The sequence below is a fragment of the Methylobacterium sp. HJ2 genome, from assembly GCF_056431005.1.
Genome location: NZ_JBWJYM010000005.1, coordinates 121,453 through 141,205 on the forward strand (window position 1 = coordinate 121,453; position 19,753 = coordinate 141,205).

The window sequence follows — 19,753 nt, forward strand, 5'->3', positions numbered from 1 at the left end:
CTTCTGCGGATCCTGTTCGCACGCCTGTTGCGGCGGCACACAGAACGGTTATCGCATGCCGCAATCGGGCCCAATAGGTAATGCACCGCCGCCCGGCAGGTTATCGACTATTTTGAAGCCCAAATCCGGCCGACAACACAGACCCCAAAAACAAAGAGGGGCGCGGGATTAAACCGCGCCCCTCTTCGTAATCAGACTTCGACTATGAGCGGCCCGGCCGGACGACGAGCCCGGCCGGACCGCGCCGTCAGTGCGCGTGCGCGCCGGCGGCGCCGATGCCGGTCTCGGAGCGCACGTACTGGGCCTCGAAGGCGGCGCGCTCGCGTTGGGCCCGCCGCGACTTGTCGAGGCTCGACACGATCCAGATCGTGGCGAAGGCCAGCGGCATCGAGAACAAGGCGGGGTTGTCGTAGGGGAAGAGCGCCACCGGATGGCCGAGGGTGGCCACCCAAACGGCCTTCGACAGAACCACCATGACGACCGCTGCGACGAGCCCGACGAGGCCGCCGACGAGCGCCCCCCAGGTCGTGGTCCCGCGCCACAGGATCGACATGGCCAGCACCGGGAAGTTGCAGCTTGCCGCCACCGAGAAGGCGAGGCCGACCATGAAGGCGACGTTCTGGTTCTCGAAGATGTAGCCCAGCACGATCGCGACGATGCCGATCACCACGGCCGAGATCTTCGAGAGGTTGACCTCGTGCGCCTCGGTGGTGCGCCCGCGGGCGATCACCTGAGCGTAGAGGTCGTGGCTCACCGCGGAGGCGCCGGCCAGCGTCAGGCCCGCCACCACGGCGAGGATCGTGGCGAAGGCGACCGCCGAGATGAACCCCAGGAAGTACGGGCCACCCACCGCGTTGGCGAGGTTCACCGCCACCATGTTGGTGCCGCCGATCATGTCCTTCAGCTTGTCGAAGGCGCCGGCCGGGCCGAGCTTGAAGTAGCTCGGATCGGACATCAGCAGGGCGATGCCGCCGAAGCCGATGATGAAGGTGAGGATGTAGAAGTAGCCGATCAGACCGGTGGCGTAGAACACCGACTTGCGGGCCGCCTGGGCGTCCGACACCGTGAAGAAGCGCATCAGGATGTGGGGCAGTCCGGCGGTGCCGAACATCAGGCCGACGCCGAGCGAGATCGCCTCGACCGGGTTCGACACGAGACCGCCGGGCGCCATGATGGCCTCGCCCTTCGGATGGACCGAGACGGCCGAGCCGAAGAGCTTCTCGGGATTGAAGCCGTATTGATAGAGCACGGCGCCCGCCATGAAGGTGGCGCCGCCGAGCAGAAGGCAGGCCTTGATCACCTGCACCCAGGTGGTGGCCTTCATGCCGCCGAAGGCGACGTAGACGATCATCAGCACGCCGACGATGACGACGGCGTAGAGGTAGGGCAGGCCGAACAGGAGCTGGATCAGCTTACCCGCGCCGACCATCTGAGCGATCAGGTAGAAGGCGACCACCACGAGGGTTCCGACCGCCGAGATGATGCGGATCGAGGTCTGATCGAGGCGGAAGCTCGCCACGTCCGCGAAGGTGAACTTGCCAAGGTTGCGCAGGCGCTCGGCGATCAGGAACAGCACGATCGGCCAGCCGACCAGGAAGCCCGTCGAGTAGATCAGGCCGTCGAAGCCCGAGGTGTAGACGAGGCCCGAGATGCCCAGGAACGAGGCCGCCGACATGTAGTCGCCCGCGATCGCCAGGGCGTTCGTGCCGGCCGAGATCCCGCCGCCGGCGGCGTAGAAATCGGCGGCCGATTTCGTGCCCTTGGCGGCCTTGTAGGTGATGCCCAGGGTGAACAACACGAAGAACAAGAACATGCCGATGGCCGGCCAGTTCGTCGCGGATTGCTGCACGGCGCCGAGATCGGGACCGGCCGCGAGGGCGGGGCCGGCCGCGGCGGTCGCGGCGAGGGCGAGGAGGATCCGGATCATTGGCCGAGGCTCCGCTTCAGCTCGGCGCTGAGGGCGTCGTAGCGGGTGTTGGCGCGGGCGACGTAGAGGCCCGTGAGCAGGAAGGCGAACAGGATGACGCCGACGCCGAGCAGGAGCCCCAGCGAGCTCGTGGTGCCGATCTTCACGGCGAGGAGCGACTTGTCGAAGGCGATGAGCCCGATGAAGCCGAAGTAGACGACCAGCATCGCGATGGTCAGGGTCCAGCCGAACCGCGTGCGCTCGGCCACGAGTTGCTGGAATTGTGGGTTCTGCACGATGCGGTCGATCGATGTCGCGGCCCCAACGGGGGCTGTGCGCGGCGGAGCCGCGGATCGAGGGTTGAGACTGCTCACTGTCGTACCGGTCATGGGGCGTGTTCCTCCGCCGGGCGCGCTCCTCGCGAGCGCCGCCCGGTCGATGCGTGGGCGAAAGGCTTTTTCTTGTTGTCCAGGTCCGCGTGCCCCGGTGTCGACGGTCGGTATCGTTCTCGTCCAGATTGTATCCGGCAGGAAAGATCAAACGCGGGATTATGCCTCGATCTTCTGTGACGGCGCGTCATCGGCGGAGATGCGGCCGTGCCGCCTCTCCGCCGAGGCCGCTCAGCGCGGCCGGTTCTGACGATTCTCGATCAGGTCCTCGACCACGGCCGGGTCGGCCAGGGTCGAGGTGTCGCCGAGGGTCGAGAAGTCGTCCTCGGCGATCTTGCGCAGGATGCGGCGCATGATCTTGCCCGACCGGGTCTTCGGCAGGCCGGGTGCGAACTGGATCAGGTCCGGCGAGGCGATCGGGCCGATATCCTTGCGGACCCAGGTGACGAGCTCCTTGCGCAGCGCGTCGTCGCCTTCCTCGCCCTCGTTGAGGGTGACGTAGGCGTAGATGCCCTGGCCCTTGAGGTTGTGGGGATAGCCCACCACCGCGGCCTCGGCGACCTTGGCATGCGCGACGAGGGAGGATTCGACCTCGGCCGTGCCCATGCGGTGCCCGGAGACGTTGATCACGTCGTCGACCCGACCGGTGATCCAGTAATAGCCGTCCGCGTCGCGGCGGGCGCCGTCCCCGGTGAAGTAGAGGCCCTTGTAGGTCGAGAAGTAGGTCTGCTCGAAGCGCTCGTGGTCGCCGTAGACGGTGCGCATCTGCCCCGGCCAGCTGTCCTTGATGCAGAGGTTGCCCTCGCAGGGACCATCGAGCTCACGTCCTTCCGCATCGACCATCACCGGCTGGACGCCGAAGAACGGCCGCGTCGCCGAGCCGGGCTTCAGCGCGGTGGCGCCCGGCAGCGGGGTGATCAGGATGCCGCCGGTCTCGGTCTGCCACCACGTGTCGACGATGGGGCAGCGCGAGTCGCCCACCACCTTGTAGTACCAGTCCCAGGCCTCGGGATTGATCGGCTCGCCGACGGAGCCGAGCACGCGCAGCGAGGCGCGCGAGGTCTTCTTCACCGGGCCCTCGCCGCCGCCCATCAGCGAGCGGATCGCGGTCGGCGCCGTGTAGAAGATGTTGACCTTGTGCTTGTCGACGACGTCCCAGAACCGGGAGTTCGACGGGTAGGTCGGGATGCCCTCGAACATCAGTGTCGTCGCGCCGTTGGCGAGCGGCCCGTACACGATGTAGCTGTGGCCCGTGACCCAGCCGACGTCGGCGGTGCACCAATAGACCTCGCCCTCGCGGTAGTCGAAGACGTATTGGTGGGTCATCGACGCGTAGACGAGGTAGCCGCCGGTGGTGTGCACCACACCCTTGGGCTGGCCGGTCGAGCCCGAAGTGTAGAGGATGAAGAGCGGGTGCTCGGCATCGACGGCCGTCGCCGGACACTCGTCGGTCACCTGATCGGCGGCCTCGTGGTAGTAGACGTCGCGGCCGGGCTCCATCGCGATCTGCGAGCCGGTGCGCCGCACCACGATCACGTGCTCGACGAGATCGTTTCCGAGCCGGTCGATGGCGGCGTCCACGTTGGCCTTCAGCGGCACCTTGCGGCCGCCGCGCAGGCCCTCGTCGGCGGTGATCACCACCTTGGCGTCGCAGCCCTGGATGCGCGAGGCCAGGCTGTCCGGCGAGAAGCCGCCGAACACGATCGAGTGAATGGCGCCCAGCCGCGCGCAGGCCAGCATGGCGTAGGCGGCCTCCGGGATCATCGGCAGGTAGATCGTCACCCGATCGCCCAGGCCGACCCCGCGGTTGCGCAGGACGTTGGCCATCCGGCACACCTGCGCGTGCAGCTCACGGTAGGTGATGTGCTTCGACTCGCCCGGGTCATCGCCCTCCCAGATGATCGCGGTCTGATCGCCGCGGGTCTCGAGATGACGGTCGATGCAGTTGTAGGCGACGTTGGTCTTGCCGTCCTCGAACCACTTGATCGAAATATTACCGGGTTCGAAGCTGGTCTCCTTGACCTTGGAGAATGGTGTCATCCAGTCGATGCGCTTGCCGTGCTCGGCCCAGAAGGCATCCGGGTTGGAGACCGACGCCTTGTACATCGCCTGGTATTTAGCGTCGTCCACATGAGCGCCCTCGCGCCACGCGTCCTGAACAGCGACGACCTTCTCGTCCATAACGCTTCATCCCTGATTGATGTCCGATCTGAGCACGGTCCATCCGCGCGCGCCGGGCTTTGTCGATTGTCATGCCTCGCCGGCCGACCTGCCGCAAGCGTCCTGCAACGGCGCGTTTCGATCGAGCCCAATACAAACCGCTCGTCATGTCTCGGTTTCGGTGTGTCAAGCTACCGAAAGGTAGCATCCACTTCGTGCACCTGAAGAAATCAGATCCGGCAAGCCTGACGGGACGTCCGCCCGCCGCGAGAACCGCGGCCCGCGGCGTGGGCGGACAGGCCAGAGAGGCCGAACTTCCGGGCCCATCCGGTCCCCACCCCTATCCGGCCTCGTCGCGATCGCCGCCGAACCTTTCCCGCCAAGCCGGCGGCAGCCCGACACCCGGCAGGCCCGGCACCGGGGCGATGCCCGGCAGGCTCGCGGCCGCGTGCACGCCGGTCGCGACCGCGCGGGCGAGCACCTGGGCCGCCGCGTCGCCGAGGCGCGCGAGATCGGCGATGGGGTCGGCGAGGGCCACGGCCCCGGTGGCGGCAGCGAAGACCACGTCGCCGTCCAGCGGCGTGTGCACCGGCTGGATCGCCCGGGCGAGGCCGTCCTGCGCGGCCACTGCGAGGCGGCGCGCCTGGGCCTTGGTGAGGCGGGCATCGGTCGCCACCACCGCGAGCGTCGTGGCGCCGCCGGGCAGCCCGCGGGCCGGGAAGGCGAGGGCGTCCGCGGGCATCGAAGCCGGCCAGCCGAGGCCGCCGAACTCGATGCCCCGCTCGTAGGGCGCCGCCCAGAAATGCGGTCCGTCGCCGATCGTGACCCGCCCGAAAGCGTTCACCGCCGCGAGCGCGCCGACGCGCAAGCCCGTACCGGGGACCGGGCTCGAGGCCGAGCCGATCCCGCCCTTGAGGTTGCCGGTGCGCGCCCCCGTGCCCGCCCCGACCGATCCGAGGGCGAAGTCGACCGCCGCTGCCCGCGCCGCCGCGTAGCCGAGGTCGCGGTAGGGCGGGTAGCGGCCCCAGGCCTTGTCGCCGCCGTTCAGGAGGTCGAACAGGACGGCGCCCGGCACGATCGGCACCCGCATCCCCCCGACCGGGAAGCCGCGCCCGGCCTCCGCGAGCCACGCCACCACGCCCGCGGCCGCGTCGAGCCCGAAGGCCGAGCCGCCGGACAGAACCAGGGCGTCGATGCCCTCGACGGTGCGCTCGGGCTCGAGCAGGTCGGTCTCGCGGGTGCCCGGCCCGCCGCCGCGCACGTCGACCGCGGCCACGCAGGGCCGGTCGAACAGGAGCACCGTGACGCCGCTGGCAAGACGCAGGTCCGTGGCGTGGCCGACCCGCAGGCCGGGGATGTCGGTGATGCGGCTCATCGGCCCAGAATGACACGCTGGGCCGCGCCGTCCACAGGGGGCGCCAACCCTGTGGACGGGCGGCGCGCCGACGGCACTCCGGCCGGCCCGCCCGTGTTAGCCAGAGCGCCGCACTTTGCGAGGCGGCAAACCGGAGCGGGGATGGCGTTCGGCGGCGACGGCACGATCGAGATGGGGGTCGGCCTCGACGGGGCGGGGCAGGGGCGGCCGGTCGGCCTCGACCTCGAGGAGCTCCTCGCGACCCGTCTTCTCGTCCAGGGCAATTCCGGCTCGGGCAAGTCGCACCTGCTGCGGCGGCTGCTGGAACAGAGCGGCGCCCTGGTGCAGCAGGTGGTGATCGACCCCGAGGGCGATTTCGTCACCCTGGCGGAGGCGCACGACCATCTCGTGGTCGACGGGGCGCACGGGGAGGACGATCTCCAGGCCATCGCCGCGCGGGTCCGGGCGCACCGCGTCTCCGTGGTGCTGAACCTCGAGAGCCTCGACATGGAGGCGCAGATGCGCGCCGCCGCCGCCTTCCTGGGCGGGCTGTTCGAGGCCGAGCGCGCGCACTGGTTCCCCTGTCTCGTGGTGGTCGACGAGGCGCAGATCTTCGCGCCGGCCGCCGCGGGCGACGTCTCGGACGAGGCCCGCAAGATCGCGCTGGGGGCGATGACCAACCTGATGTGCCGCGGGCGCAAGCGGGGCTTGGCCGGCATCATCGCCACGCAGCGGCTCGCCAAGCTCGCCAAGAACGTCGCGGCGGAGGCCACCAACTTCCTGATGGGCCGCACCTTCCTCGACATCGACATGGCGCGGGCCGCCGACCTGCTCGGTCTCGACCGGCGCGGGGCTGAGCGCTTCCGCGATCTCGGCCGGGGCGAGTTCGTGGCGCTCGGCCCCGCCCTGAGCCGGCGCCCGGTGGCCCTGCGCATCGGCCCGGTGACGACGGGCTCGCGCGCCGCCGCGCCCGGCCTGATCCCGTTGCCGCAGGCCGCCGACGAGGATCTGCGCGCCCGCATCCTGGCGCCCGCCGAGGAGGGCTTCGTCCTGCCGGGCCGCGGGCCCCGCACGCCGGCGACGCCGCGCGTCACCCCAGCCGATCTCATGCGCGCGCTCGCCGCCCACCGGCCCGAGCCCGCCCCGGCCGCGCCGGCCCTCGACCCGGCCGAGAACCGCGCGGGCTGCGAGGCGGTGCTGCAGAGCCTCGTCGCCGACGCCGACGCGGCGCGCCAATCCGTGGCGGTGGTCTATCAGGATTTCCTGGTGCGCTGTCGGATGCGCGGGCTCGACGGCGAGAGCCTCGGCCTGCCGGCCTTCCGGCGCGCGCTCAGCGTCGCCCGGGCCGGGATCGCGGCCCCCTCCGAGGAGAGCCCCGAGGAGGGCGGGCGCTGGGCCGAGGCCAACGCCATCGGGGCGACCATGCCCGAGGAGGTGCAGGGCCTGTTCCTGCTGCTCGCCCGCGCCGCCCTCGCGGGCGAGCCATGCCCCGGCGACGGCGCCCTCGCCAAGGCGATCGGCAGCCGCTCGCCGGGCCGGGCGCGGCGGCTGCTCGGCTACATGGAGAGCCGCGGCGCCGTGGTCTGCCGCACGGATTTCCGCGGCAACCGGGTGATCGCCGTGCCGGCGCTCGCCTGCGAGACCGCGCCGGGCGACCCGAAGGGCGAGGCCGTGTCGGCGCCGGAGACGGCCGGCACGGATTGGCTCTTCGCCGCCGAGTGAGGGGGGTGCCCCGCCAGCCTTCGGGCGGGTTCGCCCGAGACGCAATCCGCTTCGGTCAGGGGGGCGCCGTCAGGCCCAGCAGGCGCGCCACCAGGCGATCGGCCGAGACCTCGACGCTGACGTCCTGCGTGCCGATGACGAGGTCGGGGGCCAACGGCGCCTCGTAGGGCGCCGAGATCCCGGTGAAGTCCGGGATCTTGCCGGCCCGCGCCCGGTCGTAGAGGCCCTTCGGGTCGCGCGCCTCGCAGACCGCGAGCGGCGTGTCGATGAAGACCTCGAGGAACGGGATGTCGCCCGCGATCCGGCGCGCCTCGGCCCGCTCCGCGCGGAAGGGCGAGATCAGCGAGACGATGACCACGAGGCCGGCCTCGGCCATGAGCCGGGCCGTCTCGGCGGCGCGCCGGATGTTCTCGGCCCGGTCCGCGGCGGTGAAGCCGAGATCGCGGTTGAGCCCGTGGCGCAGGTTGTCCCCGTCGAGCACCATGCAGTGCCGCCCCTGCCGGGTCAGCGCCCGGTCGACGGCGTTGGCGATCGACGACTTGCCCGCGCCCGAGAGCCCGGTGAACCACGCGATCGCCGGGCGCTGCCCCAGGCTCGCCCAACGGGCCTCCCGCGGCTGGAGATCCTGCCACGTCAGATTCCGGGAGCGGGGCGACGTCTCGGGGAGCGCACAGAGCGGGGGCTTCGACAAGCGGACGCTTCTCCTCGCTGGATCCGGACCGCGGGAGGATATCAGGTCCGGCATGGCTCCCGGGGCGCGGCACAGCATCGGCCCCACTCGGCGGACGGCATTCTCGCGCCCTCACGTTGCGCCACCGTGTCCGGAAGGCGGGCGACGCGATTCCCGACGCCGCGCCCCCTGATCCCTAACGGGGAGCGCCGTCTCCTCGCGGGGAGGCCGGCTCTAGCGGGGGGGCGCCGACCTGGCGGTCCTGTCCGGCGCCGAGGGCGAACAGGGCGGCGCCGAGGCTGATCGCGCAGAACAGCACGGAGGGAAGCGCCCAGCCGTTCGCGGCTCCGACGAATCCGCCGGGCGCGGCAAGCGCCGCCTCGTGGGCGATGCCGAAGCCGAGGGGGCCCAGCGAGGCGATGGTGTAGCCGACACCCTGCGACATGGCCGAGAGGGCGGCGGCCGAATCGGTGTCGCGGGCGCGCAGGACGATGATGGTGAGCCCGAGGCCGAAGCAGCCGCCCAGGCCGAAGCCGAGGCCGAGGGTCGCCGGAACGATCAGGCCGAGCGGGCCGGCGACGACGACGAGGTAGCAGCTGACGGTCAGGCCGACGATGCCGAGCGCCGCCCCGCGCTGGTCGCGCAGCCGCGCGGCGACGGTGGGCAGCAGGAGCGCCGCGGGGGCCTGCCCGACGCTCATCAGCGCCGCGACGAAGCCGGCATCGACGGGGCTGAGGCCCCGGCCCTGCAGGATCAGCGGCACCCACCCGAACAGGATGTAGGCCAGGGAGGATTGCAGCCCCATGAAGCCCGTCACCTGCCACGCCAGGGGCTCGCGCCAGATCGCCCGTGCGGGCCGGCCCGAACCGGGCCGGGCCGGGGCCGGGGCGGGCCGCGCGAAGGGGATCCAGGCGAGCGCCGCGAGGGCGGCGGGGAGCGCCCAGGCCGTCAGGGCCAGCGACCAGTTCCCGCCGAGCCGGGCCTGCAGCGGCACGGTCAGGCCGGCGCCCGCCGCCGCGCCGAGGCAGAGCGTCATGGTGTAAAGACCGGTCATCAGGCCGACCTGGCGCGGGAATTCGCGCTTGACGAGGCCCGGCATCAGCACGCCCGCGAGCCCGATGCCGAGGGAGGCGATGCAGGCGCCCGCGAACAGCGCCGGGAGCCCCCCGAAGGCGCGCAGGCCGAGACCGAAGGCGATGACCGCGGCGGCCAGCAGCACCCCGCGATCCGGTCCGAGCAGGCGGCTGACGCGGGGCCCGAGCACGCTCGCCACCCCGAGGAACAGGACCGGCAGGGTGGTGAGCACGGCCGCGCCCGTGGCGCCGAGGCCGGTGCCGTCACGGATGGCGGCGAGCAGGGGGCCGACCGTGGTCAGCGCCGGCCGCATGTTGAACGCCACCAGCATCAGGCCGCCGCCGAGGAGGAGCGGATTCGGGGCCGGGCGTGCGGGGACGGGCGCGCTCACGCCCGCATCCGGGCGCGCAGGGCCGCCGCGAGGCAGGCGCCGAGCATCAGCGCGAAGGCGCCGTCGCCGAAATGCCCGTAGAGGGTGCCGCCGAGGACGCGCACCGGCAGGTCGGCGTCGAGGATCGCCTCCTGGTCGAGGGGGAGGCGCGCCGTGATGCGCCCGTGCGCGTCGATCACCGCGGAGATCCCCGTATTGGCGTCGCGCACGAGCGGCAGGCCTTCCTCGACCGCCCGGAGCCGGGCCTGGGCGAGGTGCTGGCGCGGGCCCGGCGTGTCGCCGAACCACGCGTCGTTGGTGACGTTCAGGATCAGGCCCGGCGGCTCGCCCGCGGCTTCTGGGCCGGCCGGCGGCAGGAGGGCGCCCGGGAAGATCGCTTCGTAGCAGATCGTGCCGACGACGGGCGGCAGGCCGGGCACGGTCAGGATGCGCTGCGCGGCCCTTGTCCCCGCCGAGAAGCCCCCGGGAATCGCCACGAACTGGCGCAGGCCGAGCGCCCGCAAGGCCGCGTCGAGGGGGGCCGGCAGGTACTCGCCGAAGGGTACGAGGTGGACCTTGTCGTAGCTGTCGCTGATGCGCCCGCCCGGCTCGATCACCATGATGGCGTTGAAGTAGCGCAGGCGCTCGCCGGGCAGCGGCTCCTCGGCCCGGGCCGCGCCCGTGAGGAGATGCTGGCCGGCCTCGAGCCCGGCCCCGACCTGGGCGAGGGAGGCGGGATCGCGCTGGATCAGGAACGGGAAGGCGGATTCCGGCCAGACGATATGGGTCGGACCCGGGGTTCCGGGCTCAGGATCGCGCCGGCTCAGCTCGATGTAGCGGTCGACGATGTCCTGGCGGTTCTCGGGGCGGAACTTGGCGTCCTGGGGGAGGTTCGGCTGCACCAGCCTGAGCCGCACACCGGCCAGGACGGGGTCGGGCCCCGGTCCGATCCGGTCCCAGCCGTAGAGGCCGAGCGCGGCGAGCACGATCGCGGCGGCCGCGCTCGGCCCGAAGCGGCTGCGCGGGTTCGAGCCGGTGGCGAGCGTCGCCGGGGCCGCGGCGACCAGCACGGCGAGCACGGTGAGCCCGTAGAGGCCGATCACGCTCGCGGCCTGCATCAGCCAGAGGTTCTGGCCGAGCGCCATGCCGAGGGTGTTCCAGGGAAAGCCCGTGAACACGTGGCCGCGCAGCCACTCGGCACCGCCGATGCCGAAGGCGAGAGCGGCGATCCGCCCCGGGCCCCGGACCCAGAGCAGGCCGGCGGTGCCGAAGCCCGCGCCGTAGAAGAGCCCGAGCCCGAAGGGCAGGCCGATCACCCCGAGCGGCAGGGCCCAGGCGAACTCGTCGGCCTCGACCAGGAAGGCGGAGCCCAGCCACCACAATCCGGCGGTGAGGTAGCCGAAGCCCCAGGCCCAGCCGACGAGGAAGCAGGCCCAAGCCCGGCCGCGCGCGCTCCGGCCCTCCGCCGCCCCATCCGTCAGCCAGACCGCGAGGCAGAGCGAGAGGGCGAGGGCGGGCAAGAATCCGAAGGGCGGCATGGCGAGCGCGCCGAGGGCGCCGGCGAGCCAGGCGAGGCCGAGGCGCCGCCAGCCGGCGAGGCGCGCCACCGCGCCGAGGCTCAGTCGATGCGGCGCAAGCGGCTGCGCGCCCGGCGCCGCGGCGCGGGCGGGGGCGTCTGCCGTTGCGATCACGGGTGCGGGGTCTCGGCGGGCGGGTTCGCGGGCGGGGGCAGGGCGAGCGGCACGACGGTCTCGATGCGGGCCGGGCCGCGGCGGAAGCGCAGGCGCTTGAGACGGCGCGGGTCGGCGTCGAGCACCTCGAACTCGAGGTCGCCCGGGCCGGCGATCAGTTCGCCCCGCGAGGGCACGCGACCGGCGAGCGTCACGATCATGCCGCCGAGCGTGTCGATCTCCTCGGCCATCTCGCCGACCGCGGCCACGAGATCGACGCCGGTCGCCTCCGAGACCTCAGCCAGCGGCGCGCGGGCGTCGGCCACGAAGACCTCGGCCTCGCCGTCGACGCGCTGGACGAGGCGGCCCTCCGCCACGTCGTGCTCGTCCTCGATGTCGCCGACCACCATCTCGATCAGGTCCTCGATCGAGATCAGCCCGTCGGTGCCGCCGTACTCGTCGATGACGAGGGCCATGTGGGTGCGCGTCGCCTGCATCCGCACCAGCAGGTCGATCGCCGGCATGGAGGGCGGCACGAACAGGACCGGGCGCTGGATCCGGGTGGAGGCCAAGGTCGCCGAGAGGTCGACATTGCCGAGGTTGAGCGTGCGCAGCGCCCGCGCCGGGGCGCGCCGCGTCCGCGGGGCGGGCCGCTCGGTCTCCGCCTCGGACGCCTGGGGCGCCGAGGCCTGCGGTGCCGCCGGGCTCCGGCGCGTCGCGGCCTCGGCCCGGGCCGCGATGTGGTCCACGAAGTCGCGGATGTGGACCATGCCGCGCGGGTCGTCGAGGGTCTCGCCATAGACCGGCAGGCGGGAATGCCCGGCCGTGCGGAACAGCCGCAGCAGGTCGCCGAGGCTCGTCTCGATCGAGACGGCGACGATGTCGGCGCGGGGGATCATCACGTCGTCCACCCGCACCTTGTGCAGGCCCAGCACGGCCTTGAGCATGGCGCGCTCGAGGGGCGAGAAGGCGTTCTCGCCGGTATCGGGCTCGGCCAGCGCGTCCTCGATATCGTCCCGAAGGGAGTCGCGCGGCTTCAGGTGCAGCACCTGGAGCAGGCGGTCGTACCAGGGCTCGCGGCTCTGGCCCGATTCGCCCTCGGCGGGGAAACTGGGCGCGGCCTGGGCCGCGCCGCGACTTCGATCGTTGGTCATGTCGTCCGGATCTGGGGGGCTGTCGCCGTCCGCTCAGGGGCGGGGTGAGGCATCGGCGTAGGGGTCGGGCACGCCGAGGCGGGCGAGCGCCACGACCTCGAGCGCCTCCATGGCCTCGGCCTCGGCCTCGCCGGTCTCGTGGTCCTGGCCGAGGAGATGCAGGGTGCCATGAACAAGGAGGTGGGCGAGGTGGTGTTCGAAGGGCTTCGACTGCTCGGCACTCTCGCGCAGCATCGTGTCATACGCAAGAACGACGTCGCCGAGCGGCACCGCCACGCCCGCATGCCTCGGCTGCCGCGCGGCCGGGAACGACAGCACGTTGGTCGGCTTGTCCTGGCCGCGCCAGGTGCGGTTCAGCTCCCGCACGGTCGCGTCGTCGGCGAGCAGCACGCTGATTTCGACGGCGTGGCCGGGCGGCTCGGGCGCCACGGCGAGCCCGGCCGCCACCGCGCGGAGGACCAGCGCCTCGAGGTCGGGCACGGCCTCCCAGCGCGGGTCCTCGACCGCGACCTCGACCTCGGGAGGCTCGTCCTGGGCGCCCATTTCAGGCAAGCGGCCGGCGGCGCGGGTTCGGGTTGCGGTCGCCGTCCGCCTCGCCGTGGGCCGAGCGCTCGTAGGCGGTGACGATGCGGCGCACGAGGTCGTGGCGCACCACGTCCACGTCCCGGAAGGTGATGCGGCCGATGCCCTCGACGCCGTCGAGCACCTGGACCGCCTCGACGAGGCCCGACTTCTGGCCCGGCGGCAGATCGATCTGGCTCGGATCGCCGGTGACGATCATGCGCGAGTTCTCGCCGAGCCGGGTCAGGAACATCTTCATCTGCATCGAGGTGGTGTTCTGCGCCTCGTCGAGCAGCACCACGGCGTTGGTGAGGGTGCGCCCGCGCATGAAGGCCAGGGGCGCGATCTCGATGATGCCGGTCTGCAGGCCGCGATCGACGTGGCGCGCCTCCATGAAGTCGTAGAGGGCGTCGTAGATCGGCCGCAGATAGGGATCGACCTTCTCGCGCATGTCGCCCGGCAGGAACCCCAGGCGTTCGCCCGCCTCGACGGCGGGGCGCGACAGGATCAGCCGCTCGGCATGGCCCTGCTCGAGCAGCGAGACGGCGTGGCCCACCGCGAGCCAGGTCTTGCCGGTGCCCGCGGGCCCTTCCGCGAAGACCAGCTCGTTGGTGCGCAGCGCCTTGATGTAGGCGTCCTGCGCGGCGTTGCGGGCCCGCACCGCCCCGCGGCGGCGGGTGGCGATCTGCTCGAAATGCGGCCGGTCCGGCTCGGCCGCGATCTCCGCGGAGGGGAACAGGTTGCCCTGGACCGTGGCCTCCTGGATCGCGCCGTCGACCTCGCCGAGCGTCAGGGCGCCGCCGGCGCGGGCCCGGGCGTAGAGCTTCTCGAAGACGCGGCGGGCCATCTCGGCGGCGTCGGCCGGGCCCTTGACCACGAGGTGGTTGCCGAGGGCGGTCGCCGTGACCTCCAGCCGCCGCTCGATATGGGCGACGTTCTGGTCGTACTGGCCGAAGACGAGGCTCGCGAGCCGGTTGTCGTCGAAGGTGAGCGAGATCTCGGCGGTCTCGTCCAGGGCGCCCGGCCGGGCAGCCGGCCCTCTGCCGCGCAAGGGGTCGCGCCCCGCCGGTCCGTCCGCTGGCGTCACGGGGATGTCCTTCCCTGGCATAGCTTCGACACGCCCCGCCCTGCGGGGACGGCGGGGGCCGCTCGCCGCCTCACGCGGCCTCGGCCCGGGCCAGCGCCTCGCCGTAGAGGCTGTTGGCGCCGGCTTCGCGGATGCGCACCGGCACGAGGCTGCCGATGGCGGAGGCGGGGGCCTCGAAATGCACCGCCAGCATGTGGGGCGTCTTGCCCGCGACCTGGCCCGGATGGCGCCCGGCCTTCTCGACCAGCACCGCGAAGACCTGGCCCTCGGCGGCGCGCTGATAGGCGTGGCGCTGGTCGTCGAGCAGCGCCTGGAGGGCGGCGAGGCGCTCGGCCATCACCGCCTCGGGCACCGCGTCGGCCCGCTCGGCCGCGGGCGTGCCGGGACGGGGGCTGTACTTGAAGGAGAAGGCGCTCTCGAAGCCGATGTCCGCCACGAGCCGCATCGTGTCGGCGAAATCCGCGTCGGTCTCGCCGGGGAAGCCCACGATGAAGTCCGAGGAGAGCGCGATGTCGGGCCGGCTCGCCCGCACCCGGTCGATCAGCCTGCGGTACTGGTCGCCCGTGTGCTTGCGGTTCATCGCCTTCAGGACGCGGTCGGAGCCCGACTGCACCGGCAGGTGCAGGTAGGGCATCAGCGCCGGGATCTCGGCATGCGCCCGGATCAGGTCGTCGGCCATGTCGTTGGGGTGGCTCGTGGTGTAGCGGATCCGGGCGATGCCGGGAATCGCCGCCACCGCGCGCATCAGGTCGGGCAGGGTGGCGGCGGCGCCGTCCTCTCCGAGCCCGTGATAGGCGTTCACGTTCTGGCCGATCAGGGTGATCTCGCGCACGCCCTCGGCCGCGAGCCGGGCCGCCTCCGCCAGCACCGCCGCGACGGGGCGCGAGACCTCGGCCCCGCGGGTATAGGGCACCACGCAGAAGGCGCAGAACTTGTCGCAGCCCTCCTGCACGGTGAGGAAGGCCGAGACGCCGCGGTTGCGCCGGGCCGGCAGGTGGTCGAACTTGTCCTCGGCGGGGAACTCGGTGTCGACCACGCGGCGCGCGTGCGAGCGCGCCAGCAGGTCGGGCAGGCGGTGGTAGCTCTGGGGGCCGACCACCACGTCGACGGCCGGGGCCCGGGCCAGGATCTCGGAGCCCTCGGCCTGCGCCACGCAACCCGCCACGACGATCCGGGTGTCCCGGCCCGCCAGCTTGCGCTCGCCCTTGAGCACGCGCAGGCGCCCGAGCTCGGAATAGACCTTCTCGGCGGCCCTCTCGCGGATATGGCAGGTGTTGAGGATGACGACGTCGGCATCGGCGACGTCGTCCGTGGCCGCGTAGCCCTCGGCGCCCAGCACGTCCGCCATGCGGGCGGCGTCGTAGGCGTTCATCTGGCAGCCGTAGGATTTGACGAAGGCTTTCTTCAACGCGTCCCGTCCCGCTTGGTCCATCCGGCCCGCCGAACTCAGGATGCGCGGCCGGGCGGCGGGCTCTAGCACAGATTTCGCGGGTCGTCGCGGCGGGCACGGCGACGCGGCCCCGCGCGGGGTCCCGCCGGGAGCATGGCCGAAATCCGCCGATCGGGGTGACGCGGGACGCCGCGAAGCCCTGACGCAACGTTGCTGCAAAGCCGGCTCACCGGCGTCCCGCGGCAGAGGCTCGGGCGTGGTCCCCGAAGCGCCTGCCGTCTTGGCGTCGCGGTGTCTCCGACGCTGCCCGACTCCACACCGCCGCACTTCGGGTCGCCTGTGCCCCCGATTAGCTGACGGACGCCTATCCCGGCGCAAAGCCCGCCTCCTAGTGGGCGGGCCAGTGTCCCTGAGGCACCACCCAGATCCGGGTTCGGCTCCCCGCGCATTTCCTCGCGGGTCGCGCGCCCGGCCCGAGACGGGCCTGCGTCGGCAGCGCCGCCCGGGGCCCCGACGACCGAAGCCGGGGACGCGGGCACCGCCCCGCCGCCCGGACCGGCCCCGGTCGGTCTCCGGGGCCGGCCCCCGAGGCGGTCCGGCTCGCGCCGGCCCGCCGGGCAGCAGGTGCGAGACATTGAGCACAAAACAGGAACATTGTCAAGGCCAGAGTGACGGCGATCTGTTCGGGACGATCCGCCCGAACCACCGCACGATCGACGCCTGCGCGGCATCAGACATGAGCACATCCCACCCTCCCACAGCGGGCTTCCGGGCCCGGCAACGGTCAAGCTTTCGCCCGGGAGCGGACAGAATTGCGCCGCGATCTAAGATTTATATCCGTTCTTGGGGCAGTGGATCCCGAGCTGCCGGAATCTGGTCTCCTGCAATGCGCGCGCGCCTCCTGCTCACCCTGGTGCTGATCGGGAGCGCCGCTTCCGCCCGCGCCGAACCTCCGTCGATCCCGGGTTCGATCCTGACCGTACGCGGAACCGGCCGCTACGAGATCAAGCCCGAATTCGCAGGCTTCACTGCCATCGTCCGCACGCCGGGCCGAACCCTCGCCGAAGTGGCGGCGACCCACCCGGCCCGTGCGAGCGAGGCGCTGGCGCTGCTCAAGGGGCTTGAAGCGGACGGGGTGACGATCCAGTCGGGCAGCTACGGGATCGACGAGCAGAAGCGTCCGCCGTCAAGCTCCTATGCCGGCCGGCCGGAACCGGCCCCGATCGCGAAGCCCTTCACGGCGCGAACGAGCTTCGACCTCCGGTGCGCCAGCATCGACGGCCTGAACGCCGTCATCGGCCGGATCGCCGGCACGGGCCTGTTCGACGTCGGCGCGGTGACCTTCCGGGTGGAGCGGGAGCGGGCGGCCCTGATCGAGGCCCGCCGCGCCGCCGTCGCCGATGCCCGCGAGCAGGCCGCCGCCTACTCGGACGCGGCGGACCTGAAGCTCGTCGAGATCCTCAGCATCACGGATGGCGAGGCGAACCCGGAGCGTTTCGAGGCCGACATGCCGCGCTCCTACCGGGTCGCGGTCATCCCGCCGGCCCGCATCGGCTTCGACTCCGCCGTCACCATCACCTGGCGCATCGCCCCGCGCTGAGGGCGGGCGCGTCCCTCGGGCCGAGCCCCCTACACCGTCGCTCCCATCTCCGGCACGCCCGCGGGCGCTCCGGCCGGCAATGCGGGCGCCACCGCCTCCGGGGGCCGGGCACGCAGGCCGCGCAGGGCCGTGCGCACCGCGGCCTCGGCCTGGGCGGTGGCGGCCTTGCGGTCGGTCTTCGCCTCGAAGGGGATCGGCGCGCCCCAGACCACGTGGACGTCGAGGGGCCCCTCGCGCAGGAAGGCGCCGAGATGGGGGGCGAGGTCCATGTCGCCGTACCACGCCACGTCGGGCCGCTCGACGCGCGTCACCGGCAGGCCGTTGCGGCGCGGATAGGCGAGCGCCAGCGGCTGCAGACGGATCCGGTCGAGGCGGCCCTGCTCGGCCTCGATCGCCGTGCGGGCGGCGCCGACCAGGGAGGAGCGGAACGGCAGCAGGCGGGTGCCGTCGCCCGTGGTGCCCTCGGCGAACAGCACGATCAGCTCGCCCGCCGCGAGCCGCGCCCCGAGGGTGCGGTTGACCTCCGCGGTGGCCGCGCGCCGGGCCCGGTCGATGAAGATCGTCTGCTGCAGCACGGCGAACCAGCCGATCACCGGCCAGCCCGCGATCTCGGATTTCGCCACGAAGGAGAGGGGGCGGAGCGAGCCCAGCGCCACGATGTCGAGCCAGGAGACGTGGTTGGCGAGCACCAGGGCCGGCTCGCCGGGCGCGGGCGGCGTGCCGCTCTGCGTCACCCGCACCCCGAACAGGCGCAGGAACAGGCGGTGGAACAGCACCGGCGCGCGGCCGGAGGGGCGCCCGAGGCGCAGGCGCAGCCAGTGCGGCCCGGCGAGCAGGGCGAAGCCCAGGCCGAGCACGAGGAATCGGGCGGCGATGCCGAGCCGCGTCACGGCAGCCTCGTGGCGATGCTCAAGAACATCGCGCCGATGCTCAAGCGCATCGCGCCGACGCTCCGCGACCTCACGCGAGCTCGGCCCGCATGGTGAGCGCCGTGGCCCGGCTGCCGTCGGCCTTCGGGTAGTAGCCGGTGCGGGTGCCGACCTGCCGGAAGCCGTGGCGCGCGTAGAGCTTGAGGGCGGGGGCGTTGCCCTCGTCGACCTCGAGATGGACGTGCCGCACGCCCGCATGGGCGAGATGGGCGAGGTGCTCGCGCAGCAGCCGGTGGCTCAGGCCGCCGCCGCGCAACGCCGGCGCCAGCACCACCGTGAGGATCTCGGCCTCGTCGGCCACCTTGCGCGAGAGCACGAAGCCCTGGAGCGTGCCGGACCGCCAGAGGGCGTGGGCGTGGGTGCCGCGCTCGCACAGCATGCGCTCGAACTCGTGCGCGTCCCAGGGCCGCGCGAAGGCGGTGGCGTGCAGGCGGGCGAGCGCCCGGGCCTGCCCCGCATCGGTCAGCGGCGCGACGTAGGGCTCGGGTAGGAGCGTGTCCCACCACGCCATCCACCACTCGAAGGGCCAGAACGGCGAGACCGGGCGGCTCATCGGCGGGCGAGCCTCGCGTGATCCTGGGGTTGGGCATCCGGCCCGCGCAGATACATCGGGCGGGGCAGGGCCTGGGCCGGGTCCGCGACCTGCCCGAGCGAGGCGACGGAGACGATGTCGGGGCCGGCCGTGTCCGCGACGGTGGCGGGAACGCCCCGGGCCTGGAGCGCGGCGGCGAGCGCCGGGGCGCCCGAGCCCACCAGGGTGACGGGCCCCTGTCGGCTCCCCTGCCCGAGCCGCTCGGCCGCCGCCTCGACGGGCAGGTGGACGGGCGGCACCGCGACGCCCTCGCGGGCGTTCAGGGCCAGGATGTAGACGGCGCCGTGGCGCGCGTCGATCGCGGCCGCGATGGTCCCCGCATGGTTGGCGGCCAGATGCGGCGCCAGGAGCGCCGACAGGGTGGTGACACCCACCACCGGCCGGCCGGTGGCGAGGCCGAGCGCACGCGCCGCGGACAGGCCGACGCGCAGGCCCGTGTAGCTGCCGGGGCCGACCGTGACGGCGATGCGCTCCAGGCTCTCGAACCCGCCCTCGACCCGGGCCATCACCCGCTCGACCAGAGGCAGCAGCGCCTCGGCGTGGCCGCGGGCGAGCGGCAGGCTCTCCTGCGCCAGAACCGCGTCCTCGGCCACGCAGGCCGAGCAGAGTTCCAGCGCCGTGTCGATGGCCAGGATACGCACGCCCACTCCCGTTCGCCGGCCTCTCGCCGATCCTCCGCTTGGGCCGGTCTCGCGGCCGGCCCGGCTCCGGCCTTCAGCCTAGGCCAAAACCGCCGCCCCGTCAGGCGGAGCGGGCGCGATCGCCGCGCTTCGCCCCGCACTGTTGCGCGGGAGCGACGGGTTTCTTGTGGGCGTCGGATCCGACGCGGATCCGGCGCACGGGCGCGCTCGCCGCTGCGGGGGAGGGCGCCGTGAGACCGGGGCGCGGGCGCCTGCGGCTTGCGCGCGAACGTGCGCGCGGCACGGGGGCTCGTCCGGCGGGGCTTGGCAGGCTCACGCACCGCGGTTGGCGCGCATCCCCTCACTAAGCGCGCGGGAAACAAGCGAACCCCACACGTCGTGCGATCCCACTCCGGGTGTCTTGCACAAGCGCAGGTTCTTCCCTCCCCCCTCTGCGGGGGAGGGTGGGCCGCGAAGCGGGTCGGGAGAGGGGAGCGACGACGCA

At 72.8% G+C, this 19,753-nt stretch carries 16 protein-coding genes; 2 read left to right on the top strand and 14 right to left on the bottom strand.

What is annotated here, in order from left to right:
• Positions 1-247: 247 nt before the first annotated feature.
• From ACS5RC_RS14095 to ACS5RC_RS14110, 4 genes are all read right to left on the bottom strand, one after another.
• Positions 248-1,927, bottom strand: coding sequence for a cation acetate symporter (locus tag ACS5RC_RS14095; RefSeq protein WP_478344499.1), 1,680 nt, complete (start codon positions 1,925-1,927; stop codon positions 248-250).
• Positions 1,924-2,295 (bottom strand): DUF485 domain-containing protein, encoded by a 372-nt coding sequence (locus ACS5RC_RS14100; RefSeq protein ID WP_478344500.1) that lies wholly within the window; start codon positions 2,293-2,295, stop codon positions 1,924-1,926. The genes ACS5RC_RS14095 and ACS5RC_RS14100 overlap by 4 nt, the downstream gene beginning before the upstream one ends.
• A 231-nt stretch (positions 2,296-2,526) precedes the next feature.
• Positions 2,527-4,476, bottom strand: coding sequence for an acetate--CoA ligase (gene acs, locus ACS5RC_RS14105; protein ID WP_478344501.1), 1,950 nt, complete (start codon positions 4,474-4,476; stop codon positions 2,527-2,529).
• 319 nt (positions 4,477-4,795) lie between these two features.
• Positions 4,796-5,830: a P1 family peptidase gene (locus tag ACS5RC_RS14110; protein ID WP_478344502.1), complete on the bottom strand. Its 1,035-nt coding sequence runs from the start codon at positions 5,828-5,830 to the stop codon at positions 4,796-4,798.
• Positions 5,831-6,001: 171 nt separating this feature from the next.
• Here ACS5RC_RS14110 and ACS5RC_RS14115 point away from each other — a divergent pair, with 171 nt between their 5' ends.
• The gene (locus tag ACS5RC_RS14115; protein WP_478344744.1) at positions 6,002-7,531 is read left to right on the top strand and encodes a helicase HerA domain-containing protein; all 1,530 of its coding nucleotides are present in this window, start codon (positions 6,002-6,004) and stop codon (positions 7,529-7,531) included.
• 55 nt (positions 7,532-7,586) lie between these two features.
• Here the strand turns inward: ACS5RC_RS14115 and cysC are convergent, their stop codons facing one another.
• The 7 genes from cysC to miaB all read right to left on the bottom strand — a co-directional run bounded on the left by cysC (position 7,587) and on the right by miaB (position 15,525).
• On the bottom strand, positions 7,587-8,222 hold the full coding sequence (gene cysC, locus ACS5RC_RS14120; RefSeq protein ID WP_478344503.1) for an adenylyl-sulfate kinase: 636 nt from the start codon (positions 8,220-8,222) through the stop codon (positions 7,587-7,589).
• 175 nt (positions 8,223-8,397) lie between these two features.
• Complete coding sequence (locus ACS5RC_RS14125; protein ID WP_478344504.1) at positions 8,398-9,666, bottom strand: MFS transporter; 1,269 nt, start codon at positions 9,664-9,666, stop codon at positions 8,398-8,400.
• Positions 9,663-11,336 carry an apolipoprotein N-acyltransferase gene (gene lnt / locus ACS5RC_RS14130; protein ID WP_478344505.1) on the bottom strand — a complete coding sequence of 558 codons (1,674 nt, stop codon included), beginning with the start codon at positions 11,334-11,336 and terminating at the stop codon, positions 9,663-9,665. Before lnt ends, ACS5RC_RS14125 begins: the two co-directional genes overlap by 4 nt.
• Positions 11,333-12,469, bottom strand: a complete 1,137-nt coding sequence (locus ACS5RC_RS14135) for a CBS domain-containing protein (protein WP_478344506.1) — start codon at positions 12,467-12,469, stop codon at positions 11,333-11,335. Before ACS5RC_RS14135 ends, lnt begins: the two co-directional genes overlap by 4 nt.
• 33 nt (positions 12,470-12,502) lie before the next feature.
• Positions 12,503-13,012, bottom strand: coding sequence for an rRNA maturation RNase YbeY (ybeY, locus tag ACS5RC_RS14140; protein WP_478344507.1), 510 nt, complete (start codon positions 13,010-13,012; stop codon positions 12,503-12,505).
• 1 nt (position 13,013) lies between these two features.
• On the bottom strand, positions 13,014-14,138 hold the full coding sequence (locus ACS5RC_RS14145) for a PhoH family protein (protein WP_478344508.1): 1,125 nt from the start codon (positions 14,136-14,138) through the stop codon (positions 13,014-13,016).
• A 49-nt stretch (positions 14,139-14,187) separates the two neighbouring features.
• Positions 14,188-15,525 (bottom strand): tRNA (N6-isopentenyl adenosine(37)-C2)-methylthiotransferase MiaB, encoded by a 1,338-nt coding sequence (gene miaB / locus ACS5RC_RS14150; RefSeq protein ID WP_478344509.1) that lies wholly within the window; start codon positions 15,523-15,525, stop codon positions 14,188-14,190.
• Positions 15,526-16,393: 868 nt separating this feature from the next.
• Here miaB and ACS5RC_RS14155 point away from each other — a divergent pair.
• Positions 16,394-17,107 carry an SIMPL domain-containing protein gene (locus tag ACS5RC_RS14155; protein ID WP_478344510.1) on the top strand — a complete coding sequence of 238 codons (714 nt, stop codon included), beginning with the start codon at positions 16,394-16,396 and terminating at the stop codon, positions 17,105-17,107.
• Positions 17,108-17,136: 29 nt separating this feature from the next.
• Here ACS5RC_RS14155 and ACS5RC_RS14160 read toward each other — a convergent pair whose 3' ends face one another.
• From ACS5RC_RS14160 to tsaB, 3 genes are all read right to left on the bottom strand, one after another.
• Positions 17,137-17,997, bottom strand: coding sequence for a lysophospholipid acyltransferase family protein (locus ACS5RC_RS14160; protein ID WP_478344511.1), 861 nt, complete (start codon positions 17,995-17,997; stop codon positions 17,137-17,139).
• 70 nt (positions 17,998-18,067) lie between these two features.
• On the bottom strand, positions 18,068-18,589 hold the full coding sequence (locus tag ACS5RC_RS14165) for a GNAT family N-acetyltransferase (protein ID WP_478344512.1): 522 nt from the start codon (positions 18,587-18,589) through the stop codon (positions 18,068-18,070).
• A complete protein-coding gene (gene tsaB / locus ACS5RC_RS14170) occupies positions 18,586-19,269 on the bottom strand; it encodes a tRNA (adenosine(37)-N6)-threonylcarbamoyltransferase complex dimerization subunit type 1 TsaB (protein ID WP_478344513.1) in 684 nt (227 codons plus the stop codon). Before tsaB ends, ACS5RC_RS14165 begins: the two co-directional genes overlap by 4 nt.
• Between the last annotated feature and the right edge of the window lie 484 nt (positions 19,270-19,753).

Bases quoted from the DNA above. Each gene is read 5' to 3' on its own strand.
- ACS5RC_RS14095 (WP_478344499.1), bottom strand. From the start codon at position 1,927: ATGATCCGGATCCTCCTCGCCCTCGCCGCGACCGCCGCGGCCGGCCCC.
- ACS5RC_RS14100 (WP_478344500.1), bottom strand. From the start codon at position 2,295: ATGACCGGTACGACAGTGAGCAGTCTCAACCCTCGATCCGCGGCTCCG.
- acs (WP_478344501.1), bottom strand. From the start codon at position 4,476: ATGGACGAGAAGGTCGTCGCTGTTCAGGACGCGTGGCGCGAGGGCGCT.
- ACS5RC_RS14110 (WP_478344502.1), bottom strand. From the start codon at position 5,830: ATGAGCCGCATCACCGACATCCCCGGCCTGCGGGTCGGCCACGCCACG.
- ACS5RC_RS14115 (WP_478344744.1), top strand. From the start codon at position 6,002: ATGGGGGTCGGCCTCGACGGGGCGGGGCAGGGGCGGCCGGTCGGCCTC.
- ACS5RC_RS14135 (WP_478344506.1), bottom strand. From the start codon at position 12,469: ATGACCAACGATCGAAGTCGCGGCGCGGCCCAGGCCGCGCCCAGTTTC.
- ybeY (WP_478344507.1), bottom strand. From the start codon at position 13,012: ATGGGCGCCCAGGACGAGCCTCCCGAGGTCGAGGTCGCGGTCGAGGAC.
- ACS5RC_RS14145 (WP_478344508.1), bottom strand. From the start codon at position 14,138: ATGCCAGGGAAGGACATCCCCGTGACGCCAGCGGACGGACCGGCGGGG.
- ACS5RC_RS14155 (WP_478344510.1), top strand. From the start codon at position 16,394: ATGCGCGCGCGCCTCCTGCTCACCCTGGTGCTGATCGGGAGCGCCGCT.
- ACS5RC_RS14165 (WP_478344512.1), bottom strand. From the start codon at position 18,589: ATGAGCCGCCCGGTCTCGCCGTTCTGGCCCTTCGAGTGGTGGATGGCG.